The 25,427-nt window shown below is 44.5% G+C and carries 16 protein-coding genes and 1 pseudogene; 5 read left to right on the forward strand and 12 right to left on the reverse strand.

Annotation, left to right across the window (positions count from 1 at the left end; genetic code table 11):
- Positions 1 to 83: 83 nt before the first annotated feature.
- Positions 84 to 1,754 carry a glycosyltransferase family 39 protein gene (locus tag QUB11_RS26460; protein WP_333205272.1) on the forward strand — a complete coding sequence of 557 codons (1,671 nt, stop codon included), beginning with the start codon at positions 84 to 86 and terminating at the stop codon, positions 1,752 to 1,754.
- 177 nt (positions 1,755 to 1,931) lie between these two features.
- Positions 1,932 to 2,411 (forward strand): hypothetical protein, encoded by a 480-nt coding sequence (locus tag QUB11_RS26465; RefSeq protein ID WP_333101727.1) that lies wholly within the window; start codon positions 1,932 to 1,934, stop codon positions 2,409 to 2,411.
- A gap of 191 nt (positions 2,412 to 2,602) precedes the next feature.
- On the opposite strand, the gene QUB11_RS26470 is transcribed toward QUB11_RS26465, so the two are convergent.
- The gene (locus QUB11_RS26470) at positions 2,603 to 4,648 is read right to left on the reverse strand and encodes a S8 family serine peptidase (protein WP_333205273.1); all 2,046 of its coding nucleotides are present in this window, start codon (positions 4,646 to 4,648) and stop codon (positions 2,603 to 2,605) included.
- A 452-nt stretch (positions 4,649 to 5,100) separates the two neighbouring features.
- Between QUB11_RS26470 and QUB11_RS26475 the strand changes: the two genes are divergently transcribed.
- On the forward strand, positions 5,101 to 6,156 hold the full coding sequence (locus QUB11_RS26475; protein WP_333205274.1) for a UPF0104 family protein: 1,056 nt from the start codon (positions 5,101 to 5,103) through the stop codon (positions 6,154 to 6,156).
- A 103-nt stretch (positions 6,157 to 6,259) separates the two neighbouring features.
- Here QUB11_RS26475 and QUB11_RS26480 read toward each other — a convergent pair whose 3' ends face one another.
- Both QUB11_RS26480 and QUB11_RS26485 read right to left on the reverse strand, forming a co-directional pair.
- Positions 6,260 to 7,009: an amino acid ABC transporter ATP-binding protein gene (locus tag QUB11_RS26480; protein WP_333205275.1), complete on the reverse strand. Its 750-nt coding sequence runs from the start codon at positions 7,007 to 7,009 to the stop codon at positions 6,260 to 6,262.
- Positions 6,975 to 8,438, reverse strand: a complete 1,464-nt coding sequence (locus tag QUB11_RS26485) for an ABC transporter substrate-binding protein/permease (protein WP_333205276.1) — start codon at positions 8,436 to 8,438, stop codon at positions 6,975 to 6,977. The genes QUB11_RS26480 and QUB11_RS26485 overlap by 35 nt, the downstream gene beginning before the upstream one ends.
- Positions 8,439 to 8,865: 427 nt before the next feature.
- On the opposite strand from QUB11_RS26485, the pseudogene QUB11_RS26490 reads away from it, so the two are divergent.
- A pseudogene (locus QUB11_RS26490) lies at positions 8,866 to 8,997 on the forward strand (GMP synthase (glutamine-hydrolyzing)); the annotation flags it as partial.
- Positions 8,998 to 9,054: 57 nt separating this feature from the next.
- On the opposite strand, the gene QUB11_RS26495 reads toward QUB11_RS26490, so the two are convergent.
- From QUB11_RS26495 to QUB11_RS26505, 3 genes are all read right to left on the reverse strand, one after another.
- Positions 9,055 to 9,681 (reverse strand): hypothetical protein, encoded by a 627-nt coding sequence (locus tag QUB11_RS26495; protein ID WP_333205277.1) that lies wholly within the window; start codon positions 9,679 to 9,681, stop codon positions 9,055 to 9,057.
- A gap of 279 nt (positions 9,682 to 9,960) precedes the next feature.
- Positions 9,961 to 14,010 (reverse strand): zinc-ribbon domain-containing protein, encoded by a 4,050-nt coding sequence (locus QUB11_RS26500; protein WP_333205278.1) that lies wholly within the window; start codon positions 14,008 to 14,010, stop codon positions 9,961 to 9,963.
- Positions 14,011 to 14,639: 629 nt separating this feature from the next.
- Positions 14,640 to 15,560, reverse strand: coding sequence for a cation diffusion facilitator family transporter (locus tag QUB11_RS26505; RefSeq protein ID WP_333205279.1), 921 nt, complete (start codon positions 15,558 to 15,560; stop codon positions 14,640 to 14,642).
- 241 nt (positions 15,561 to 15,801) lie between these two features.
- On the opposite strand from QUB11_RS26505, the gene QUB11_RS26510 reads away from it, so the two are divergent.
- Positions 15,802 to 16,149 carry a hypothetical protein gene (locus QUB11_RS26510; protein ID WP_015174783.1) on the forward strand — a complete coding sequence of 116 codons (348 nt, stop codon included), beginning with the start codon at positions 15,802 to 15,804 and terminating at the stop codon, positions 16,147 to 16,149.
- 251 nt (positions 16,150 to 16,400) lie between these two features.
- On the opposite strand, the gene QUB11_RS26515 is transcribed toward QUB11_RS26510, so the two are convergent.
- The 6 genes from QUB11_RS26515 to QUB11_RS26540 form a co-directional block, all read right to left on the reverse strand.
- Positions 16,401 to 17,243, reverse strand: a complete 843-nt coding sequence (locus QUB11_RS26515) for a rhodanese-like domain-containing protein (protein ID WP_333205280.1) — start codon at positions 17,241 to 17,243, stop codon at positions 16,401 to 16,403.
- Positions 17,244 to 17,246: 3 nt separating this feature from the next.
- On the reverse strand, positions 17,247 to 17,744 hold the full coding sequence (locus tag QUB11_RS26520) for a type IV pilin-like G/H family protein (protein ID WP_333257626.1): 498 nt from the start codon (positions 17,742 to 17,744) through the stop codon (positions 17,247 to 17,249).
- Positions 17,745 to 17,772: 28 nt separating this feature from the next.
- Positions 17,773 to 18,834 carry an S-methyl-5-thioribose-1-phosphate isomerase gene (mtnA, locus tag QUB11_RS26525; protein WP_333205282.1) on the reverse strand — a complete coding sequence of 354 codons (1,062 nt, stop codon included), beginning with the start codon at positions 18,832 to 18,834 and terminating at the stop codon, positions 17,773 to 17,775.
- Between the two features lie 116 nt (positions 18,835 to 18,950).
- Positions 18,951 to 19,496 (reverse strand): hypothetical protein, encoded by a 546-nt coding sequence (locus QUB11_RS26530; protein WP_333205283.1) that lies wholly within the window; start codon positions 19,494 to 19,496, stop codon positions 18,951 to 18,953.
- 256 nt (positions 19,497 to 19,752) lie between these two features.
- Positions 19,753 to 21,114 carry a cytochrome 450 gene (locus QUB11_RS26535; RefSeq protein WP_333205284.1) on the reverse strand — a complete coding sequence of 454 codons (1,362 nt, stop codon included), beginning with the start codon at positions 21,112 to 21,114 and terminating at the stop codon, positions 19,753 to 19,755.
- A 323-nt stretch (positions 21,115 to 21,437) separates the two neighbouring features.
- A partial coding sequence (locus QUB11_RS26540) for a S8 family serine peptidase (protein WP_333257623.1) occupies positions 21,438 to 25,427 on the reverse strand: 3,990 nt, incomplete at its 5' end.

Here is a 25,427-nt window from a genome sequence, read left to right on the forward strand (position 1 = left end):
AAACCTTTTAAGTGGACATATAAGGGTAAAGTCTTGGCTGTTTAATAGTCTGTGTATTTACGCCGAGCTGTACTAGTTATAAAATGGAATCTACTAAAGATCGCGATCGACTAAATTCTCACAACCCTTCACTTGACAAGTGGCTGCGATTTTTAATTATCGCCGTATTAGTCATAGGCATTTTATTTCGCTTCGCCAATCTCGATCGCAAATTTTACTGGATCGACGAAACATATACTTCTTTGAGAGTTTCTGGCTACACCGAAGCTGAAATAATCAAAGAAATTTCGTACCAGAAAATAACCTCGCCTGCGGATTTACAAAAATATCAGCAGATAAATTCCGAAAAAACTTTAAGGGATACCCTGAATTCTTTAGCAACAGAAGACCCCCAACACCCTCCTCTGTATTATGTACTAGCGCGATATTGGGCGCAATGGTTCGGCAGTTCCGTTGCAGCAATGAGAAGTTTGGCCGCCGTGATTAGCCTGCTAGTATTTCCCGCAATTTATTGGCTGGCTTGGGAGTTATTTGAATCTTCAGCCGTAGCGTGGATGGCGATCGCACTTTTCGCAATTTCTCCCTACCACATCCTATTTGCCCAAGAAGCAAGACAGTACAGTTTGTGGACATTAACTACTATTTTATCCAGTGCAGCCTTGCTGCGAGCAATGCGCTCTGACGAAAATCAAAATGCTGTCGCCCTCGTTCTTTCCTGGGCGCTTTATGCAGGCACAGCAACACTGGGATTGTACACCCACTTGTTATTTGTCTGCGTCGCGGCTGCCCACGCACTCTACGTCGCAGTTATTGCCAACTGGCGCGATGTGAAAACATTCATTTCCTATTATGTAGCATCCTTAATCGCATTGAGTGGCTTCATGCCTTCCCTGGTAAATACTGTAGAAAACTTCAATCAAGTTAGAAGCACAACAATATGGGCAGAACAAACAAATTACTTAAGATTAGTCAGCAGGTGGGTTGGTTCCGTCACCATAGCATTTTTTGATATTGGCATTGATGGAAGTGCCAACGCCACACAACTAGCCTTGCTAGTTCCTGTTGGCATAATCCTGCTAGCTTTAGTCGGCTATGCCCTTTATTTTTTATGCCGACAAACACCAAAGCGAGTGTGGTTGATTGTATTGTTATTAATTGCAACAACTGCTTTGTTTTTAGCAGTACCTGATCTAATCAAGGGTGGAAGGCGATCGGCAAATCCGCGATATTTAGTTCCTTGTTATGTGGGAGTTCAGCTAGCAGTGGCTTACCTGCTGTCTGCGAAAATTAGTAACTATTTGGAGAAGTTAAAACAGCAAAAACTGTGGAAAATAGTTATAGTTGCAGTTTTTTCAGCAGGTATTATATCCGGTGGAGTTAGTTCTCAAGCAGATATTTGGTGGAATAAAGGCAGCGGTTGGTTGCGTGCCTTGGAAGTAGCTGAGACTGTCAATCAAGCCAGCAATCCCCTAATTATCAGCGATGCCAATATCGCACATATCATGCCTTTAAGTTATTACCTAGAACCAAAAGTCAAACTGCTAATAGAACCACGCTGTTACACTTCTTGCTACAAAAATCGAGAATTGGCAAAGAAAAAACCCCAACCGCCACCAATTCCCGGCGGTTTCAGTGAGTTGTTTTTATACAGACCTTCCTCTACTTTGCGATCGGCAATTCAGCAACAAAACTATCAAATAGATCCGGCTGACACTAAAGTCGATCTTAATCTGTGGAAAATTACCAAGAAATAATCTCAAACATTAAGGCCAAAAACACGGGTTTGCTGCCAAAAAATAAATGTCTTATTCACTGCGACATACTGACCCTAAACGGCATTTGTGGAAGTATGTCGCAAGTATAGTTTAATAGGGTTGCTTTTCGTGGTAAGCTAAAAGTTAAGAATAAAAAAATAAGATCAAAAATCTCAAATGACAGTCACTGAAACCTCCAACATTCGTAAACTGCTGTGTGATCCAGACTTAGGGCTGATTCCTCACCTAGAAAAGTGCCTGAAAGATTTGCACTCATCTGCGATCGCCAGTGGAGAGAAATTCAAGGTAGAACCTTACGATATAGAACTCAAAAGCTGCCACACCCAGAAGCATCCCAACGACCAAAAACCCCTCGTCACCCAGTCAGTGTTAATAAAAGTTCCCCTGACTGGGAAAGTTCAAGACAAGATGCACCTATATCTGATCGCAACTGAGTTGCAGAACCAAATCGACGTTAAAATTATCGACTGGAGTGCCTTAGAACGCCGCCAATACGACATTCAGGGCATCCCCTTAAAGCAGCCGATCACCAAAATAGACGGCCAGATGAATTACGAGTTAGTATTCGATCGACCAACCTACTGCTGCATCACCCTGTGTCGCCAATTTGACTTAACTTACGCCGCCAATTTTTAATTTGGCTTGTAGGGACGGGTTTCACCAACAATATTTAGGTTAATTAACAATCTATAAAACCCGCCCCTATCCCACGGTAAACCCCTTGTACATTTTTCGCATTCAATACAAATCAATGTTGATGTAGATTGTTAGTTGTGTGGGGGCGGGATATTATGGTTAATCGATCGGACATGATATTATCAATGAATTCAAACCGCTCGATTCGCAGTTTCCGCAAGAATCCTCTTAATATCAGCAGGAGTCAGACTCGGATTAGCTTGCAACATCAAAGCTATCACGCCGGATACTTGTGGCACTCCCATTGAAGTACCGGCAAAATATCGATAGGGAATCCCCGGTTGAGAAAGGGGCACAGTTGAATAAACATCACTAGAATCCGCCCTACCACCGTCGCCGCCCGGAGCAACAAAATAATTAATTGCCTGCGAACCAGCCCGGTTAGAATAATCCCCAAACAAGCCATTTCGGGTAACACCACCGACAGCAATTCCTACCTCATTGGCAAACCGAGCCGGATAATCTACTTGTGGGCGAGCATCATTTCCCGCCGCCGAAATCACGATCGCGCCTTGAGCTTCGACCGCTCGAATCGCCTCCAATTCTTGAGCATTCAACTGTAGGCCGCCCAAACTCACATTTATGATCTTTGCTCCATTTGCTACTGCATAATTAATCGCATTAATTTCATCCCGAATTTTACCCACCCCTGCCCTATCGAGTATTTTCAAAGGCATAATCTTCGCAGTCGGAGCCGTTCCAGTAATCCCAACCCCATCTTTTTTCGCAGCAACTAAACCCGATATATGAGTGCCGTGATTGTTATCATCCATCGGGTCATTATCGTTGTTGACAAAATCCCATCCTCGGAAATCGTCAACAAAGCCATTGCTATCATCATCAACCCCGTTGCTAGCTTTATTGCGACCGATCGCATCAACACCAGTTTCCCCCGCATTACTCCAAATATTCCCCGTCAAATCCGGGTGATTGTAGTCAACTCCGCTGTCAATAACTGCCACCACAATTCCGTCTCCAGTCAAGCCCTGGGCCCAAACCTCTGGAGCTTTAATTAAATCTCTGCCCCACTCGTCGCCACCCAAGTCGGGAACATCAGGGAAAGTTGCAGTACCTTGAGCTTTAGCAACTGCCGCTGCTGCATTCACCAAACCGAACCCAAAACGAGAGTCAAAACCTTGCAAGTTGCTCGGATTGTTAGGAGAAACAGTTGCAGGAGTTGCAGACAGATTGAGGGAGAAATTTGTACTGCCTTGGTATTGATAAACTCGGATAAAGTAAGTTCCTGCCGCTAAACCGTTGATGTCGATCGCTTCCGGCGATAAATTCGGTTGTTGAGAAGAAGCAATAATATCGGTGAAGTCAATAGAATTGTCGCCGTTAATATCTTTAATTAGAGCAAGATCAACATCCGCAGTCAAACCGCTGACAGTTAATTTAAAGTCGCTATTTGCAGGCAAAGTAAAGCGGTAAAGGCCGTCTGGCCGGGCGTTGTTAACCGAGTCTGCGATCGTTTGAGTGCCACCCAAAACGCCTAAATCGCGAGCTTGATCCAGTTGGTTGCCCAATACGGTAGTTGCAGAGATGAATGTATTGGCGAGGTCTTGTGGAGATGCGTTGGCTACCAAGCCTAAAATAGCATTGGATTGGCGAATTTTAATTAATGTATTGGAAAGACCGGGGGCGATCGATATTTCTTCGAGAATCAAGTCAGCTTCGGTAAGATTGTCAGTCAGTCCGATCGAATCCACAAAACTGTTAAAGTCAGTAATCACGTCTGCCGCAGTCGCATCGGAGACTGCAGAGTCGCTGCGGAGGACAAAGGTATCTGGGCCCAAACCGCCTGTTAGCGTATCTTTACCCCCATCGCCCACTAAAACGTCGCTGCCGTCGCCGCCGTTGAGGGCGTCATCTCCCTTACCTCCCTGCAAGGTATCGCTACCGGCATCGCCAAACAGGAAGTCGCTGCTGACACCGCCGTTAAGTACATCGTTGTCTGCGCCCCCTAACAGCGTATCGGAATTGCCACCGCCGAGAATGCGATCGTTACCATTATCACCGCTAATTATTTCGGCATCCGACGAACCGACAATAAAATCGTTGCCGCCGAGGGCAAAAAGTCCGTTAGGATAAGGAGTCACAAAGCCCGGAGTCAAGGCGAAACTATTGGGGCTATCATCTAAAAGATAGGAAAAACCGTCAGGGCTCGGGCCGGGCATAGAAATGTACTCCTAGCGAGGTATATCGATCTAAATTTTAGATTTTAAATTTAAGTTTGTGGTTAAAAACGCCCTAAATAGTCTGTAATGCGGGCATTACGCACAGTCTGTAGAGGTCTGCATAGGTTAGGTTAAACTAAGATGTTCCACCCTTCTCAATTACTTGTTTAGGAACAGGCTTTTCGGCCTGTTCCACAAGAATGTTGATTTATTGTGGAACGGGCATCTTGCCCGTTTAGGAACAGGCTTTTCGGCCTGTTCCACAAAAATGTTGAGTTATTGTGGAACGGGCATCTTGCCCGTTCTTGACAAGGGTGCAACATCTCAGGTTAAACAGATTTATTCCGTCATATCATGCCGTGTAAATCAAGCACAATTCCGCCTTAGCCCATCTAAAATATAAAATCTCAAACAGTATAACTTAATCCCAAATTCAAAATCGGGATCAGAAAATGGGAAAACAACACTTGCATCGAATTCAAAATTTTTTCAACATCGCGAAGTCGCATTTAAAGCCTTATTTGCGCTATTTGATTTTAGGCGGGACGTTTTTATTTATTGCCAAAGCTTTTTTAACTCACTGGCGAGAAGTCGCGAATATCCAAATTCGAGCCGAAAGTTTTCCGTTGCTGGCGATCGCCCTTGGCGTCACTTTACTTTCTCTAATTTTTGTCGGCTGGGTGTGGATGTTGATTTTGCGGGAATTCCGTCAACCTGTAACTGCCGCCTGGGCGATTCAAGTTTTTCTCAAAACTAATATTGCCAAGTATTTGCCGGGGAATATTTGGCATTTTTGGGGTCGAATATTGGACGCCAAAAAGGCAGGAATTTTCCCGAAAGCTGCTACTCTCAGCGTGTTGCTGGAACCGCTGCTGATGGCTTCTGCGGGCGTTTTGATTGGGTTGATTTGTTTTGAAAAATTCAATTGGTGGTTGCGGATTGTCGGTTGTGCTGCTATTTTAACGGCGATTCACCCCCGAATTTTAAATCCGATCGTCCTATTTGTAGAGCGGTTGAAGTTATCCAAGAACAATGGGGAAAATTCAGAACTTGGGGAGGATCGGGGCGAGCGACAAACTTTGCGTTTAGAGTCTACCTCCAGTCTAACTAAAAAAACATCGAGTGTCAAGTCTAAGCGCCCAATTAATTTGCCAATTAAACGCTATCCTTTAGTGCCGTTAATCGGACAAATGTGTTTTATCGGATTGCGGGGCGGCGGTTTTTTGCTAACTGTAACGGCTTTAACTCCGGTGGAATTTAGCAATATTCCCAACTTGTTCGGTGCTTTTTGTTTTGCGTTTGTTGTCGGTTTAGTCGTACCGGGAGCACCGGGGGGAATGGGAGTATTTGAAGCAACGGCGATCGCCCTGCTGTCCGATCGCTTTTCTACGGGTATAATTTTGAGTGCCGTGGCTTTGTATCGGATTATCAGCATTCTGGCGGATGTTTCGGGTGCATTTTTAGCTAAACTCGATCGCCAGCGAAATCAGCGCAGTAAAAAAAGGTGAATTTAAAACTAAATATTGTCGTGATTGTAGGGTGCGGGGCTGAGAATGTGAGATTATGTGCGATCGAACTACAAACCTATTTAATTGCGGATGCGATATCAGATTAAAGCATTTTTTCCAGAAATTGCTTGGCGCGATCGCACTTCGGGTGACTAAAAAACTCCTGCGGCGGCACATCTTCCGCCACCTTTCCGCCATCCAGAAACAAAATCCGGTGGGCGACTTCCCGCGCAAAACCCATTTCGTGAGTTACAATTGCCATTGTAATTCCCGTTTTCGTCAAAGCTTTCATTACATCTAACACTTCTTTAACCATTTCTGGATCGAGTGCAGAAGTCGGTTCGTCCATCAACAAAATTTCCGGTTCCATAGCCAAACAGCGGGCGATCGCCACCCGCTGTTTTTGTCCCCCCGAAAGCTTAGAAGGATAAATCTCGGCCTTATCTGACAAACCCACTTTTTCCAGCAATTCTAACCCCTTCAGACGCGCCTCATCCTTAGCCACCTGCTTCACCTTTACAGGGGCATACATCACATTTTGCAGCACAGTCATGTGGGGGAACAAGTGGAAATGCTGAAAAACCATCCCCACTTTCTGGCGGATTTTCAGAATATCTACCTTCGGCAGAGTAATATCCACCCCGTCAATATATATGTGCCCCGAAGTCGGAATTTCCAGTAAATTCAAACACCGCAAAAAAGTAGACTTGCCGCACCCCGAAGGGCCGATAATGGCAATCACTTCTCCTTTATGAATCTCAGTAGTTATCTCGCGCAAAACCTTCAGATTGCCAAAAGATTTATACAGGCGATCGACCTTAACTGCTAGTTTGGAGTCTGCGTTCGAGTACATTGGCCCCCCAAGTTAAACTAAGCACCATCAAATAATAAATTGCACCGACAAATATCAAAGGTTCAAAGTAAATATACTTTTCTGCTCCCACAATTGTAGCGCGGCGCAGCAAGTCTTCTACGCCAATTACTGAAACTAAAGCTGAATCCTTCAGCAAAGCAATACTTTCATTCACCAATGCAGGCAAAATATTTTTCAACGCTTGCGGCAAGATAATATCGCTCATCATCAGTTTGTAGGGAACGCCAAGGGATTCTGCGGCTTCTTTTTGACCTTTATCTACGGCTTGAATTCCCGCGCGGATTGTTTCGGAAATATAAGCCCCAGAATTCAGGAAAAAAGTAATCACGCCAGCTTGCAGCGCCGATATATTATAGCCCGTAAGCTGCGGCGTTGCAAAATAAACTAAAGTCAACTGCAAAATTAGCGGTGTTCCGCGAAAAATTGAGGTGTAAGCAGTGGCAAACCAGAACAGCGGTTTAATGCTAGAAATCTTAAACAGAGACAGCACGATTCCCCAGATAAATCCCAGAAATGCTGACAGCAAGGTAAAAGTTAGCGTTACCCAAAGCCCGGACAAAATATAAGGCAAACTCGGCAAGATTTTGCCAAAATCTAACCCGAACTTGGACGCTACCGCAGGCTGATTTGCTTGAGCAGGTTCTTGCGGAATCGGTCGAGAAAACCACTTAGTAGCTAGTTCCTTAATTTGACCGCTGGCTTTCATTTGCTGAAGGACTCGGTTGAATTCTGGAACTAATCTCGAACCTTTCGGAAAGGCGATCGCCGAACCGCTTTCTTCAGTATTTGGGATTGTGTTAAATTCCAAGTCCGGGTTCGCTGCGGCATAACCCGTAGCGACAGTATCCTCAATCACTCCTGCGGCGATGCGGTTCGATTTAATTTCTTGAATAATGTCAGGAATCCTATTGAGAGCAGCCAGTTGCACCCCGGCCATTTTTTTCACAGCTTCCTGCTGAATGCTTCCGAGTTGAACGCCTACTTTTTTCCCCGCTAAATCTGCCGCTTTGGTCAAATTGCTGCCTTTATTGGCGACAATTGTATTTTGAGCTTCGTAGTAAAGGTCAGAAAAAGCAACATTTTTTTTCCTTTCTGCTGTGGGAGTCATTCCAGCCATCACAAAATCGGCTCTTCCCGCCTGCAAAGCGGGAATTAAGCCGTTAAAATCCATGCCAACTACTTTCAGTTCGTAGCCTAATTTTTTAGTAATATATTTGGCAATATCGATGTCAAAACCGATGATTTCGTTGCCGCTAACAGCAGTATCTTTAAATTCATAGGGCGGGTAGTCTGGGGAAGTCGCTAGTGTTAAAGTCTTGTTGGCTTGGGCGTAGCTGGCGATCGCAATTAAACAAATGGCGATCGCGATCGCCGCCACCAGCATTGACTTTAATTTTAAACGTTTCATATCGAACATTGTCCTAAAAAATCCCCTCGCCAACAAATTATGCGAAACTTCACAATTATGTCACCACTCTCAAGATAGATAAGATGGGTAGGGTGCGTCAGGTTGGAGATTCTTAGTCAGCATAGAAAGTGTGATTCTGACGCACTATTTGTTGCAAAATGCGTTAGTTATGAAATTGTTGGTTTGTAGGAAAAATCATGCTAACTGACGCAGGCTACTTAAAAGTAAATCACGCTCAATACTTAATCCGTGTATCCGTGTCAATCCGTGTCGTGCCTGCCTTCTTCTCTAACATTTGAGAAAGTAAAGCTGGTTCGCACAACTCCCACCCATGTTGTACCGTTGTCTTAGTTGCGATCGGTATTTCTAATCATCCAGCATATTCCATTTGTATGTGGTGCACGGTATTCAGTAGATGAGAGCAAAAGCTGATTGGGCGCGGGTTCCTTACGATTTGTTGGAACTGATCAGGAATCGGATTGTGAATGAGGTTAAGGGGGTGAATCGGGTGGTTTACGATATTACTTCTAAGCCACCGGGTACGATCGAGTGGGAGTGATTTTTAGTTAGCGATCGAGTAGGCGGACAGATTTTTTTGTCCGTCTGCACAGACTATTTAATTGCGATCGCGCATTTCAGCATCCAGGAGCAGTTCGCACTGTTGAAATACGTAATTAATACTGGCAAATAGTCGATTTAGGTCATCAATCAAGTAAGACTGTTTGTTTTTAGTAAAACTATTTGACTTCAGCTTGCCAAACTGCCATACTCCCCCATTCGAGACAATTCCAAATACTTCTTGCTCTGAGTTTTCATTCAGTCGCTGTGCCGCAATCATTTCAGCTAAACACTGAGCCCATCCATTTTCAAAGTTATCTTGTTTCGCTTCCACTAACAGAAAGTAAGGTTGTTCAAAAACCACTTTTCCTAATGAAGAACGTTTAGCCAAAATATATTCAGGAAATCCCGAAAGATATTGGTCATAGGTGAGAGATTGATGGCTCCACAAAACAAACCCGCTGTAATAGCGCTTCCAAACTTCTTTGAGCACTGGGTAAATTAAATTTTCGCAAATTGCAAATTCTGAATTATCAACAACTCCTTCTCGCATTGTAAATTCTAAATCTTCTCTAAAATAGTCAGAGACATGAAACTCTGTTTCTACTATGAAGTTAGATTCCGTGTAGGTAATCTGAAATTCTTTGAGGACTGAACTGACTGTTTTGTAAGCGCTAAAGGGCATAGTTATTTCCTGTGAAAAACGACGCGAGTTTTACAGAGTCGTACAACGTCATGAGCATCAATTTCTTTCCGGGGCGGGTTCGATCGCAATTGCTAATGTCATAGGCTCTACCAAGTTGCTACTTCTATATTAGCAAGCATCTGTTATGGTTCTAGATTACCGCAGTTTTTTCGTGAAAGTCGATCGCCCGTATGGCCCCATAAAGCTTGAAACTCAAGCGAAATTTGCAAATCCGCCCTCAAAATTCCGCGACAACGATTTGTTAGCCCGCTCGGTACACTAGAGTTGTACTCTAATTTGAGAGAGTTCAACCTCCTCTGATTTGATGGCTCTAAAATACTGAAATTTCCCTACTTCAGTATTTTCAATTATTCTAAAACCTGCTAGTTCAAGTCCCCTAATAAACCCTTGAATATCTTTCATGTGGGAAGTGACCTCATAAATCCAGAGCTGTCCATCAAGTTTGAGTGTACGGGCGGCTTCTCGAATATAATCAGCGATGTTTAAACCCATAAGTGACAGATTAAACATAGCAACGTCCAGACAGCTATCCTCCAAAGGCACACGAGCCATATCGCACTCAATAACCGAATCATTTATAGCAATAAAATCAAAGCTATGAACTATATGCTTACCAGCAAGAGCTTTAGCTATCAGTGCTTCCCCACAACCAAAATCAGCCACTACTAAATCCGAGCGCTTCTGAAGCCACTTGATAGCCTCCTCATAAGGAGTAACTGACCAGGTTTTTCGAGCTTCTTGATAAAGGGTATGATATTGCATCCACTCTTCTGGATTGCCTTGCAAGCGTTCATAGTTAGTGTGACTGTAACTGTTATTCCAACGGGCATTCATACGGCTAAAATCACCGTACTGAAAATTGCGTCGCTGCACATCTATAGGATCAACATCTGGAAGTGGAACAAAGATTCGAGGGCGAATAATTGATTTTTGTTCACCTGTTTTCAATCGTTCTAACCACTGCCGCAAGTCTCGAAATGCTTGAGATTCTGTTCTTAATTGTCCTTCAGGCATCACACCATCAACCGCAGCATCGGCAACTGTTTGTTTGTTTTGTAACCGAGCTAATCGCCCCTCATCCCAACTCCAGCGTTCTCCGTTATCGACACCATAAGTTACAGGCATGAGGATTGTGAGAGTATCGTGAATTTGCCCCTGACGATTCAATCGCCCTTCTAGCTGCTCTAATTCAGCACTTGTCCAGGGTGGAATATTCAGAATTAGGCGATCGCAAACTCGTTGAAATCCATCGACACCAGTAGCCATTGCACTACTGGCAATCAAAATGTCTGTAGAGCCATCAATAAAATTGTTACGGCCACTCTTATCTCCCCCCATGTGAAAACCGACAGTCCATCCTTCTCCCTCGATCGCCTCTTTTAGCTGATCGACAATGCCCTCAACGTAATGAGTATAAACAATTGTTTTTGGTTGAAGTTCCTTCAAAATCGCTGGAATTCGGGCGCGGGTAAGGATTTGCTCCATCTTTAGAAGAGATGTAGCTTTTTCTCGCATTTCATCAACCAAGTGAGTACAATTAACTGGAATCGTAACCCTGTTGATTTTGATCTTAGGCTTGACTCTGGAGCGAATTCCCAGAGTAACAAGTGCCTGATGTAAACGCATACAGTTGTTAAGCGTAGCTTTTTCACCTAAATCAGATCGTTCTATACCTGTTACTAATTCAACTAAACTTTTACCTTCTTTTAGGTTATTAATTACAGGAGTTGCACTCATTCCCAGCACATGAAGATCAGGATTGTTCTCAGTTGCATTCGTAATCAGTGCAAGAACCATCTGTCGCCGTTTAGATGGATCATCACTACGATGTTTACAACGATGAATCTCATCCACAATGATGAGGTCAATTTTGTATCGTTCTAGCAGTTGTCGAATGTGAGCAGGTGTTGAGGGTTGCTGGAACATTTCATGATTCAGCAGAATGTAGTGATGTCCCTCCTCAATCTCTAACCAATGAGGATTGAAATTTTTTATTGTTACTCGACTATCTGGAAAAACGTGCTTGATTTCTCCATGCCAGTTTGGAATTGTATCTAATGGAGAGATAATTATTGTGAGATGAGAATCAATAATGCGGCTGCTAAGAATACCACCTATCGTTTTACCTGTTCCTGTCAACGAAAGATTTAACATCCGCTTTCGATTGCGTAGCTGTACCGCCGCTAACTTCTGCATTAAGTTTGGAGGGGTAATTTTGCCATTAATGCGGAATGCCCAACCTGACGGAATTTGCATATCCCGCGCTTGGTTGTATTCGTCAAGAAATTGATCTCTCACCTGACGACCATAACCCTCATCGGTAAATGCTTCTACACCTTCAACAGCAGATTCATCCTCAAAAACTTCTGCCCAAATCCGATTAAGCCTAGAAGCAATAAAGAAATCAATCGCCTCTTGATCTGCTGAAGCAACAACTTGACTACTTAGAAATTCTAGGCTTTTCTGTACTTTTACTTTTGGCAGTTCATTAGATTTATCAAGTTGTTGTGGAGAATCACCCTTTGTTTCAAAACTTTGAGAGGTTTCATCAACAATCTTTAGTTCAGAATCTCCTTTTATATCCTCATCTAAGCTAGTCTCAACCTCAGAGATTTTGATTTGCTTACCTTGAATTAAATCTCGAAGTTTTTGCCCTGTCAGTTTACCCTTGATAATATCTTTGACGATCTTGAGTCCGTCAGTATTCGTTGTATCTAAAACACCTGATTGCTCAAATATTTTATATAGTTCAGCCTGAGTTAGGTTGGGAATATGAACTTCTAAACTAGCTACAAACTGACGAATTGCTTCTAAAGACCAGCCAAAACAACGAGCGCATCCGCTATTACCTCGACTCCAAGAAGCTCTCGTAATACTATTAATCTGAGTTGTCCATTCATAACCATCATGTGGACACTTAAACCAAGCTTCTTGGCTAGATCCCTTAGTCAATGCTGTTGGTTCTAAACCAAGTTGATTATTTTTTTCATAATCCCAATATTGATCAACATAGTCAGGATAAAGAGCAATTAATGATGTAGTTTCAGTAGCAATTTTACCGCTACAAGCTGGACAACCACTGTTTCCTTTTTTCCAAGATCCTTTTGATATGGAAGTGATTGTTGCTACCCACTCATACCCATCAATAGGACATTTAAAGAAAGCTTCTTTTCTCGATCCCGTTGTTAATTTCATAGCATCGATTCCTAGCTCATTATTGGCTTGGTAAAACCAATACTTAGCAACTTCATCAGGAAATTCAATCCCAATAGGATTTGCTTGACCCCATTCCCCTCGCTTTCTTTCATTAGTACCATTACATACTCGGCATCCAGCATTACCCTTTGACCATTGTTGCTTGATTGTTGAGGCAACAATTGCCTGCCATTCATTGCCATCATGGGGGCATTTAAACCAAGCCTTTTTATTACTACCTAAAGAAAGGGTGACTGGATCTAAATCCAGTTCTTTATTTTTTTCGTAATCCCAGTATTGACTAATCAGTTCAGGATAAACTTCTATTAAACTAGCATTTTTTTCAGCCTTCTTTTTTCTACCTGCACACTTTGGGCATCCACTTGTCCCCCTATCCCAACTGGTCTTAATATCGTTAGGTCTTTTTTCCCATGAGTGTCCATCAATAGGACATTTAAGCCAAATAAATTTGCTGGTACTCCCAGCAGCAATATCTTCAGGTTTGATATCTCCATTCTTTTCATAATCCCATAATTTTGCAACTCTTTCTGGGTAGAGGACAGCTAAACTCTTTAAATAAAAGTTATTTTTTAACTGTTCGTTTTTCTCTTGTTCCGCGATGGCTTTCGCTTCTTCTTCAGCAACTTTTTCTTTTTCACGTTCTTTCAAATATTCATGGAATGCAGGATTGACATCAAGAACCTGCCTAACTCTTTCTCTACTTAATCCATGCTGATCGCCTATATCCTGATAGCTAAACCCTTGTTTATAAAGCTCTAAGAACTGATTACTCTTCTGAAGTTTCGCCTCTCTGATTTTAGTTAATTTAGATAATTTTTTTTTGCTTTCACTTTCTGCTTCTGGCGAAAAATCTACTCCTCCATCATCATTCTGCCCTTGCCAAATTTGACAAATAGCCTGCCCCAAATCGGTTAGAGAAACCCGCTCATCTTTTAATTGAACAAGACCTCTATCCTGAAGATTGAGTAATGTCCTTTTGACAGAAGTAAATTTTTTTATGGGTTCAGAGGATAAATATAGCGATTGAAGAATGAGTTTCTGCATCCTACCAAACCCCTTTCTAGCCTCTCGGATATTGTACGCATCATCCATAGCTCAACCTGAATAATTAGAGGTGTCTATGTACTATTTTATAGATAAATGCGGAATATATGCCTAATATAGCCCAAAAACAAATCAGGAGATTTTAGACTAACGGGAGGTCATTGATCCGGGGCTGATGCGGTTGGTGATTTAGACTTGGTTATGGGATGAAACTTACCAAAGTTAGATGGGTGAACTTACCGCCGACGGCATTCGTGACTTCCGCACGACCTATGGGCAGACCACGAACCCTAGCAGTTTCCCCCTTTTTCAATTTACCCGAACCTTCCATAGCCAATAGATCAACAATTGACCCGGAGGTGGTTGGGCGCTTTGGGTTCAGAAGTCGAAATTCTGCTACCTTGGGACTTGCGACCGAAAATGGCCGTAGAAATCCAAAAAACTCGGAACTTGTACCAATAGTCTTTTGCTCGATAATTATCAAAGCTATTGTGGAAAACTTGCCGATTTCTGTGGAAAAACCCCTTTTTCCTGTGGAAAACTGCTACTAAATTAAGTGCGATCGCTCTAACCCGATTGATAGGATTTAAAAAATTGGAGGAATTGCGGTAAGTAAAAATACTTTCCCGATTCTTGAATTAATCCGTATCTCCGTGTCAAAATCACTGGTTGTGCCTTCATTTTTCAGAATCGTAGCTAATTTGGTCGGAATGGTAAGCCGGCGGCTCAACGTGAATTAAGATGCGTACAGGGCTGAAACGTTCTTCCAAACGGGCTTCTACTTCTTCTGTAATCCGGTGAGCTGTTTCTACATCGACAGCATCCACAATCATGTGCATATCAATAAATACTTGACGCCCTACAACGCCACGGGAGGCGATCGAGTGACAGTTGACAACCCCCGGTACATCGATCGCGATCGCGTGAATAACTTCCGGTGCGATCGCCATTTCATCCACCAACCAAGGCAGATTTTCCCTTAAAACCTTCCAACCGCTGCTAAATACCAAAACAGCCACAGGAAAAGACAAAAACACATCCAGAAATTGCAGTTGAGGTATATTCCAAACCTGCCCTTGCCAAACACCAATCAACCCGCCGATGACCATAATTGTCACCCAAACATCGCTCATCGTGTGCTGAGCGTCAGCCACTAAAATCGCGCTACCGAGACGTTTTCCCACCCTGCGCTCGTAAAAAGTGACAAAAATATTAATTCCCAGTACAATCAACAAAATCCACAGTTCATTTGGCGATATTTTGACAACTTTACCCCCGTTAATCAGCCTTTCGACAGCACCGCTGAGAATTTCAAAACAGGCAATTCCCAGAAAAGCAGCAATTCCCAGAGCTCCGAGAGCATCAAATTTTTGGTGTCCGTAGGGATGATCGCGATCGGGCTGCGGATTGGCATAATGATTAGTTACCAATCCTAAAATATTATTAGCGCTGTCCGTGACGCTGTGCAAAGCATCTGCCAGCAAACTGAGGGAACCAGTCAGCCATCCCACGGCTGCTTTAATTGCCATCACCAGCAAATTTAGCAATAAGGTAATTATTAAAACCTTGCGGACTTCGGAACGGTTATCGGCAACCATAAAATCTCCTCTATCTGCCGTCAAGTTTTCTGGTTTCTAGTTTAAAGCTTATCAAGTCCTAAAAGGTTAAAAGTATTGCTGAATCTAGCTGGCAACTAGATTTATATTCATTAATTTAGCCTAGCTTCTTGAGACAAATTTTAATTAATAGCAGTTTCGCTGCCCAATTTTGCTTGCAGGTACTTCTTTTAGGTTATTGTATATTTTATCATTAACTATTGTATGTTAAATTTCATTGCCCATGTCTCTTTCTCCGCTGACACTGAATTTAGTCGAAGGTTCTGTCTCCTTTAGCTTTTCCCCGCAAGCCGCGCGGGATTTGCAAAGCGAGATTGCAGCTTTGATGGAAAGCTTGAAAGCTGTAGCAGCCAAAACCGCTGGCGCTAAAGCTTCTCCCCAAAAACCGATGGAATATCGGTATGCAGGAGATGTATTTTTGGAAGTTTTCTGCAACCCGAATATCTGGCCAACTCCTTTTGCTGCGAAAGTGCTGATTACGGTTCGGGACGATCGTGTGCGCGTGACCACCGAAGCCGAACTCAGCCGCCTGCGTGACGATCTCGCTCAGTATATCGAACAAGTCGGTTGAGAATCTCAACCTGAAACTCGCCCGTTTGTCAAGGTTAAATTCCCATTAGAATCATTGGGGTTTTGGCTTCAGTAGGGTGCGTCAGCTAGGGTTCTTTTGTCGATAATTCAGAGACTCTCTTCTGACGCACCCTACGACTAATTGGCTTAGTAAGGTGCGTCAGCTAGGTTTCTTTTATCGGTAATTGAGAGACTCTCTTCTGACGCACCCTACGACTGACATACCCTACGACTAATTTCTAATTGCTAGTTTTAATTTTTTGTCAGGGGATAGCTATCTGCTGGCGACGCCGACCATTCCCACATTGAACCTGCATAATTCTTAGCATTAAATCCCACATTTGTCAAGACACAAGTCAACCATGCAGAGCGAATTCCCCCGGAGCAATAACTCACAATTTGAGTGGACTGCGAAACTCCTTTTTGCTGCAAAATAGCGACAATTTCCCCCCGATCCAGCATTTTTCCCTGTTTGTCCATTAACTGTTTGTAATAGAGGTGAACCGCACCGGGAATGTGGCCGCCCCGCTTTTCTCCGTAAGGCGTTTTACCTGCATATTCTCGTGGCTCTCTGGCGTCGATAATGACTAAATTATCATTGCCTAAAATAGCTTTTAAATCATCCTGTTTAATTTCCCAATTCGAGGGGCGAGATATTACAAAATCTCCTGTTTGCGGTGGATTGTTTGGACTTTTTACTTGAGAAATTCCAGCTTTGATTAAAGCCCGATATCCTCCATCTACAAAAACAGCTTTTTCCTGTCCCAAAGTCCGCAGCATCCAGACAATTCGCCCGTCTTCGCCCCACCCTTTCACGGAATCGGCAACCACTATCACAGGTTTGTCTTGACAAATACCAATTGCTTGCAGTTTTTGAGTTAAAACAGTGTTATTTTCGATAATTTTTCCTTTGTGGGGAAAGTGCGATTGAGAAAATTCCTGCCAAGTTACGGCAATAGCTGGCGGGAGACGACAAAACCACTTTAAAATAGGTGCGCGAGCATCTAGTAAAGTAGCTTCTTGTTCCAGCAATTGCTTAGCTAAATCTGCATTTACTATCCAGTTATTTTCTAAATTACCCAGTAAATTAGACATAATTTATTGAGTAACTTGGGCTGTATTAGCACCGCAGGCTAAAACCCCTTTGATATTAGTTGGATTAGCTGGTTTAGTCTTGCCAGGAGCAACATTTAGACACAAGATTGTTTGGGTCTTGTTTCCCACCAAAAAGACTCCCCCTACAAAACTTTTGAGATTAGCTTGCTTCGATACTCCGTAGTTAAATACAGCACCTTTTTTCATCATGCCGATCGAGTAGCTATAATTTGCTGCGGCAGGTTTAATTTGGAAACCCATATAAACCAATAGATTGGAAACAGAACTTGTAAAACCTGCTTTTTCAGCATAGTAAACTTGCTGAGCTTTATTCATCGAACCCACAAAATTTTTCGCTTGTGATTCTTTAGGTTTAAGCGTTTGTGAAACTTGAGCTTCCGAGACTGGACTGAAAACAAATGGCAGAGTTAGAGATGCGATCGCAACTTTGATCTGCCAGTTGCTGCTGCTATAAATCCTGCTTAATTTCACAGAAACCATGTGGAATGAGCAGTTGAGAAACATATAATTAAACTAATTGTTTTGCCTGAAACTGTTGCAAGGCCCAAGGAGCAACCGTGCCGTGTTCTGTGATTATTCCCGATATTAATTCCGCCGGAGTTACGTCAAAAGCGGGATTGTAAAATTCTACTCCCACAGGACAAATTCGCGTAGTTCCAACTTGATACATTTCAACTGGATCGCGTTCTTCAATGGGGATTTTGCTCCCATCGGAAAGTTCAAAATCAATTGTTGACAGAGGGGCGGCGACAAAAAACGGGACATTGTGAGCTTTGGCAACAATTGCTAAACTGTAAGTGCCAATTTTATTGGCCGCGTCGCCGTTAGCAGCGATTCTGTCTGCACCCACAACTACGGCGTGAATCATGCCGAGTTTCATGCAGTGAGCGGCCATATTGTCGGCTATTAATGTGACGGGAATTCCTTCTTGGACGCATTCCCAAGTGGTCAGTTTTGCACCTTGGAGACGGGGCCGAGTTTCGTCTGCAAAAACTCTTCCGAGTCTTCCTTCTCGCCAAGCAGAACGAAATACACCTAAAGCAGTACCGTAACCTGCTGTTGCTAATGCACCGGCATTACAGTGAGTTAGTAAGTTCAATTTTTCGGGTGTAGCTGGCAGAACTTCTAAACCTTTGTCGCCGATATCTTTACAAGTTTGCAAGTCTTCTGCTTGAATGGTTTTGGCCATTTCTAACAAAGTTTGTTGCACTTGTTCGACAGAACCGCTAGTTCTCTCGGCAGTTTTGAGCATTCGCGATATTGCCCAAAACAAATTAACTGCAGTGGGACGAGTCGATCGCAATAACTCGCCAACTTGTTCTAGTTTAGTAAAAAACTCGGTACGATCGCCCGTTTCGATTTCTCGCGCCCCCAAATACATCCCGTAAGCTGCTGCTACCCCGATCGCCGGAGCTCCTCGGACTATCATAGTTTTAATCGCCTCAGCCATATCTTCGCAGCGGCTAATTTCGACTACACCGTATTCTTTCGGTAGCCGATTTTGGTCAATTAGCAGAACTCGGTCTTCTTTCCAAGTGACGGGGGAAACAGGGGAGTTTTGAGGGGTCATCGATTTCAATGATGTGAGGGACAAGTTTCTATGATGCCATGAAGGCGACTATTCCCGCCACTTCGATCGACAAAACCCGCCTAATTAAGCGGGTTTTGTAGTTTCCCTAAATATTTTCACTCTTGGGCAATGATTAAACAATCACTCTCCACTTTAGACAGCATATCTGGAAACGCTGATGTGTAGTTCCCATCTTTGTCTACAACCCTGCGAAGTATATATCCGCTCTCAGCAGGTCTGCCGAAAAACGAGTTTGTGCGATGCCAGATATCTCCATTCGGAGTGTTCGGATCTCGATCGATCAAAAAATCTACAAGCCACTGCGGCACAGACCATCCAAACACTATCGGCGTAATGTGTCCGTGCTGCAAAGTTGCATCCGAGAATCGGAACAAGTAGCTGAAACGAGAAAATTTAACTAAATAAAGTAACATCCGTCCCGCCATTGATGAATGAAATGTCCAGATAACAGGGTCAAAAACGCGCAGCAATAACGTCAGTTGGTCAGCATTCCAGTCTGAACTGTGCATCGTCAGACAATGGTCTGGTAAAACATTCCCGTCCATAAAAAAGATACCTTGCAGGACTTCAGGTAACTCGGCTGGATGTTCTACTTTCATCCAATTCGCGATGTCTTTTAGTTGCTTTTGTTCGATTAACATGGTATTATTTATCCTCAAAATAGTTGTGTTTTGGTTTCCTATTAGATACCCCCTGCATTTCTTAGTCGATCGATCGATAGTTTGTGTGGCGTGCGGTTTCAACTGAGATCTTGCACCATTGCCAATAAGTTTTTCAAGGGCGGGCGGGACACCCCACAAGAAACTTGATTTCTTGTGGAACAGGAATCTTGCCTGTTCTTGAGAATTGTGTAAGATCTCAGTTTCAACCGCTATCTGATGCGAGCTTTTGGATTAATTACCGCCGCAAATTCGGCTCAGAAGCTCGTCGCACTTTGCCTACCGTACTCACGACATCCACCAGCATCTTGAGTGCTATGTCTTTAGCTGGGCAAATCCGTCCCGCACTCCGATCGCCCACCGAATGAAAACCCATATGAAAAGGGCACAGATTCTCGCGCTTAGCATTGAATTCGTATACCGTAGAGCCCCAGAAACCCTCGTCTAGCAGCCCCAAACTGAGCGGTATCAGTACCTTGGTTCCGGCGGGGAAAGTGCGCTCTTTGCCCGCTACCGTTGCGGTGAAAGGCTCTGTCGCGACTCGGTGCGTGGCGCTGACGGGGGCCCAGAGGCGGGCGCATTCCAGGAGGAACAGCTCGATCGACTGGCGATCGTCCAAATCGAGCCGATCCCAAAAATCAGTCGGGTTAATTTCGGCCGTCTGCTGTCCTTTATAGGCGGGGAGAGGGCGGTATCCCATTGCCGTGTAACCTAGGTGCAGGGGGCCTTGCAGTCCCGCTATCCCCATAATCGATGTCATCAGCTTTGCCAATTCCCGCTTAGTCATGCCGTTGTTTTCCGAGCTCTCCTCGAAGTCGGCTAAGGCTGGGGAATTTTCATAGATAGTCGCTGCACGCTCGATTAGAGTGGACAAATCCCCGTGTCCAAAGAGGTTCAGGCTTTGCAGCAGGTTCCCGATGACTGCGAAGTAGTGCAGCGGGCTTTGGCGGGTGTAATGCAATTCGGTGAGAAGTTCGATCGACTCTGAATCGTCTGGATTAATCCCAAAGATGACGTAGTGCAGGTATCGGACTAAAAATCCCATCCAACCCCGCTTGACATCGGTAAAAAACGCTCCCCCCGCACCGTGCGACATCTCGGCATAATCTGCAGCTAGCCTCAGCAGCAACCGTCGGGCGATTTCGTCCCCTTGGCGATCCGTTGTCGCACTGTTGAATAGATATTTCTGCATACAGCTTCGGAATGCTGCGTGGTTGCTGCTACCATCAGTGGCGCGATCGGACAAAGACAGCAGGAAAAGGTTTCTGCCGCCGACATCTTGGTTGGGCGCGCGATCGGCATCAAGTACAGATGTACCCAGCCGCCAGCCGCGCGCCTGGGGCGATGTGAGTGCTTTTTCCAGCGTTGCAAACTCTCCCATCACGACTTGCCCCGCGCAGCAAAAGTTCGCTCCGAAAGCCAGCCGTTTTATCTGCAAATAGGTGGGTTCGTTGGCAATCAAACCCTCAATCAGGGCGATCGCGGGTAGCATGGTTTTGCTGAGAGTTTCTTCCGGGTTTTGCAAAACCCAAGCCTGAAACTCGTTCAGGGCAGGGTTCATCAGCGATGAGAAAATAGTATCTAAATTTAGGTTCATCATAATTCCTCCGAGAATTCTTCGCCATAACCCGCTTTGCATTTAGCAGCAAGAGGGTATTGAGCGGCAATTGAGCGGGTATTGAATCCCACTTAATTGCCAAGCCAAAATCAGTAAGTATAACTATAGCCATCTTTATTTGTGAACACAGTGGCAATATAGATATAGTTTTACTGAATATGTCTGCGCCCCAGTCTGGCCTTATCCCGGAGATTGAGTGGAATTTTTAACGATTGCTGGTAAGTAGATCTACTTTCTGCATCTAAAGTATTAGCCCCAATCTCGGAGAGTCGCACATAACTACGGTTATGTGCGACTCCTTGCTATTAGATAGAGCCAAAATCTGCGACATTAATGAGACTGGCACTCACCCCATTGAGAGCAGCTAAAATTTCTCCGTTTACTGAGGAACGGATGAAAGTTGTACTGTTTTCTTGAGTAAAGGACAGTTGGGAGAAAGTAAGATTGTTGCCTAGAGAAAGCAAATCTTTACCATCTTCAAAATCCAAGATAATATCGATACCAGAATTGCTAGATAGCAAGAATTTATCATTGCCATCACCTCCCGTCAAACTATCACTTCCCAAGCCGCCAGTCAGCAAATCATCACCGTTACCTCCCAGCAGAATATCGCTGCCATCGTCGCCGTTCAAAATGTCAGCACCGCGATTGCCAAACAAGGCATCATCACCGCTACTTCCGAGTAAAGTATCGTTCGCCTTGCCGCCGAAAAGAGTGTCATTCCCCACCCCGCCGTCGAGGGAATCATTGCCCCTCATGCCCATCAAAACATTATTCGCGCTGTCGCCAGTCAGGATATCGTCGCCATTCGTACCGAGAATTCGATCGGGGGAATTGCTGCCCAAATCTGCATCGCCGGTGACAACAGGAGTCGCAATCCCAGCAGGTAATATCACAGCTTGAATTTTGGTATCTAAAGCAGCACCAGTATTCTCAGTAACTACCTGGGAAATTGTCTTAGTTCCCGCACCGACTGCTTTGAAGTCTTGAGTTGTTGCGCCCAAAGTTACTTGTTGGACGCGGGCTACTGCTTCAGGAATGGATGTTCCTGTTGGGTTGGAGACAGCGGCATCAATGCGCTGATTGGCTGTTGCCATTACAGTCGCAACTTGCGAGATAATTTGGGTGACTTGTTGACTGTTGAAATTCGAGTCAATTTGCTGAATTTGAGTTGTTGCTTGCTGAATTATTGGTTCTAAAGCTGCTGAAGAACTCAGGTTTAAAACTGTACCCGATTGAATTGAAGTCGTAATTGCACTGACAACAGCCTTGACAATATCGGTATTGGCTGCGCTGGAAGCACCGTCGATCAAAGCGCTAGTTTGAGTGATGAAGTTTTGGACTTTCACCATTTCTGCTAAGACTTGGACACCGCCCGGTACATTGTTGTTGGTGGCTTCTATGGGGTCGAAGCTAGTCAGGTCAAATTCAGCGGGAATCGCCAGAGCAGATTTGACCAGAGATTGTGCTGCTTCGGGTGCAACTCCTTTATCGATTAAGTCGGCGACTAAGCTGGTTAAGAGGGTGACAACAGTAGAATCTGGTGGTGCGGTGACTGGCGTTTCTAGGGGCAAGCCAGTGGCGGTGTCAGTACCTCCAGTAGCAACTAAATTACCTTCTGATGGGTCGATTTCTCCGTTTTTGTTGGTGTCGAAAGTCTCGAAGGCAATATTGAGATTATATTTACCGCTTGCATCGGTAATGGTGGATGGTTCGTTGGTATCTTTGATGCCGTTTTTGTTGGCATCTAGGAAGACTGTCGCCCCAGAAATGTAACCGTCGATGACCCAGCCATCTCCTCTGTTCACTATGTGGATGATCTGGCTGGCACACGCACCATCAGGGTCTGTTGCTGTTAACTTAGCGTAGAAGTTTCCCCAGTTGCTTGGGGGAGTTCCGGTGAACTGGATGGTGTTTGCGGCAGAGTTAAACGACAATCCAAGCCAACTGCTGTTCGGATTGCTCTGTAATGAGCTGTCGTCAGTCTGGGTTAGCGTGTAGGTGAGTAGGTCGCCATCCGGGTCCGTGTAGACGTTAGGAACGTCTACATTGAGAGCAGTGTACCGGGAGCCCAGGTGAATTTTCTCTTGTGGGGGGCGATTGCCGATAATAGCTTGGGCCAAAGCCATCACATCGACGCGCTTGTAATCAAAATTGGTATAGGTAACATTGTCGTCTTCGTCGTCGCCGTCATTGATAGTGACACCGGTTGCTTTCAAAAGATTGGCGAACTCGGTTGGTGTCAGTCGGCGGCCTAATTCTTGCTGTGCTAACTGTTGGGCTAACACTGCAATGCCCCCAATGTGGGCTGTAGCTTGACTGCTACCGTGATAAATGTTTATGGGAGCGCCAGAGGGGGTTGTGAACTCGCCAGGTAGGCCAGCCCCAGCCCCGGTGATGGGTGCCCCCGGAGCAAACACTGTGGTTAATGCCCCGTTACGCTGAGAAAATGGAGCTATGCGATCGGCAGCAGTGGTATTTGCGATCGCATCGCCAAAATAATTTCCATACTGAAAACTACCAATGTTGGAGTTATATACCGCGCTGACAGATAGGGAATTGGGATCGGCTGAAGGGTAGTTGACACCTGGATTATTCTGGTACTCGTAGTAACGGTTTCCTGATGAAGAGACAACAATGATATTCTTTGCAGCCAATGCTGCCAGTTCATCTCCAATTCCGTAGAGTGAAATAGCGCTGGAATAACTTTCACCGCTGCCGAATGCCATATTAACGCTGGCAATGTTTTGAGCGTCTGCATTTTCCAATACCCACTGCAAAGCTTGTTCTACAAACGGAAACTTATTAATTTCGTCTCCTACATTAGCTGGAGGATCCTTTCTCACCTTGAGGTCGATAATATTAGCCCCAGGTGCCATCCCTGTATAGGTTGGGTCTTGGGAGGCAATAATGCTAGCAATGTTCGATCCATGTCCGTCTTGGTCGCTTGCATCTGCGTCGCCGTCGGCAAAATCGTAGTTATAAACGATGCGATCGGCGATGCCGTTAGAGTCAGTATCAGGGCCAAAGAATTGGTGATCTAAGTTGATGCCAGTATCTAATATCGCTACAGAGAAACCGCTGCCGTCAATACCGGAAAAACGCGGTGCGGCGCGGAATTTATCCAGATTGATCAGTTTACTGGATACACTTGCATCGCGCTTATGCTCGGGATAGGGGTCGTTGCCGCTGGCGTCAAAACTACCAAAATATTCTAGGTCATTGTTGTTGCCACCAATACGACTAGAAAGCACTGAAGATATGAAAGAGTTCTCGAACCGGGTACTTGATAGATTGTTATTGATTAGATTGTTGCTGCTTCCAGAATTGTTTTGGGGACTTGCAACTGGCTGCGAAGCTGTGAAGGCCGGGCCTTCATATCCTGTGGTTGTGACACCTTGAAGACGAGGTATAACAGACAAGTTTAAATTGTAGGGAGTTTCTACACTATTAACTGAAGAAACTCGCACCTTGTAAGTGCCGTGTTCCAAAACGCGGTTAATTGACTTTGATGCAATGCCAGAATCTTGTGCAGTTGAAATGACATTTTGACTGCTGTCAAGCAATTCTATTTTGACATCTTGATTGACTCCGTTGACTGACAAATTGAAGTCATTTTGAGCACCTAAAGTGAATTCGTAGTAATCGGGATCGTTAGTGCTGACTGCATCGGGGTAATTTCTGAAACTAGAAGCTGCATTGATTTCCTTGGCTGTACTTGCAGTGTTTTCAGCTAAGTCTCTGGCTGGGATATTATTGGTAACAGCGACATCGGCTGCATTTAAGCCGCTATAATTGTTGTCCGTACTAACAGCAGGGGCAGTAACAATCGTGTAAGGTTTATTGCCGTCAGCAACATTGTCGTTAACACCTGTTACCGTCACCGTTTGCGCTGCATTCCAGTTACCCGGATTGAAAGTCAGCGATACAGGTAAAACTGTTCCTTCTGCTGTATTGGAACTTTCTAAATCTATTTTGACATCAGCAGTAGGTTGGCTGTTGAGTGTGACATCAAATGTTGCTGTTCCCCCTGATTCTGTGGTGATTAATCCACTTACAGGATTAACGGTAATTCCAGCAGGTGTTGGGGTTGGTGTTGGAGGTGTTGGTGTTGGGGTTGGGGTTGGAGGTGTTGGAGGTATTGGAGGTGTTGGAGGTATTGGAGGTGTTGGAGTTGGAGGTGTTGGAGTTGGAGGTGTTGGGGTTGGAGGTGTTGGAGTTGGAGGTGTTGGAGTTGGAGGTGTTGGAGTTGGAGGTGTTGGAGTTGGAGGTGTTGGAGTTGGAGGTGTTGGAGT

Source organism: Microcoleus sp. B6-A1 (assembly GCF_036705085.1).
GTDB lineage: Bacteria > Cyanobacteriota > Cyanobacteriia > Cyanobacteriales > Microcoleaceae > Microcoleus.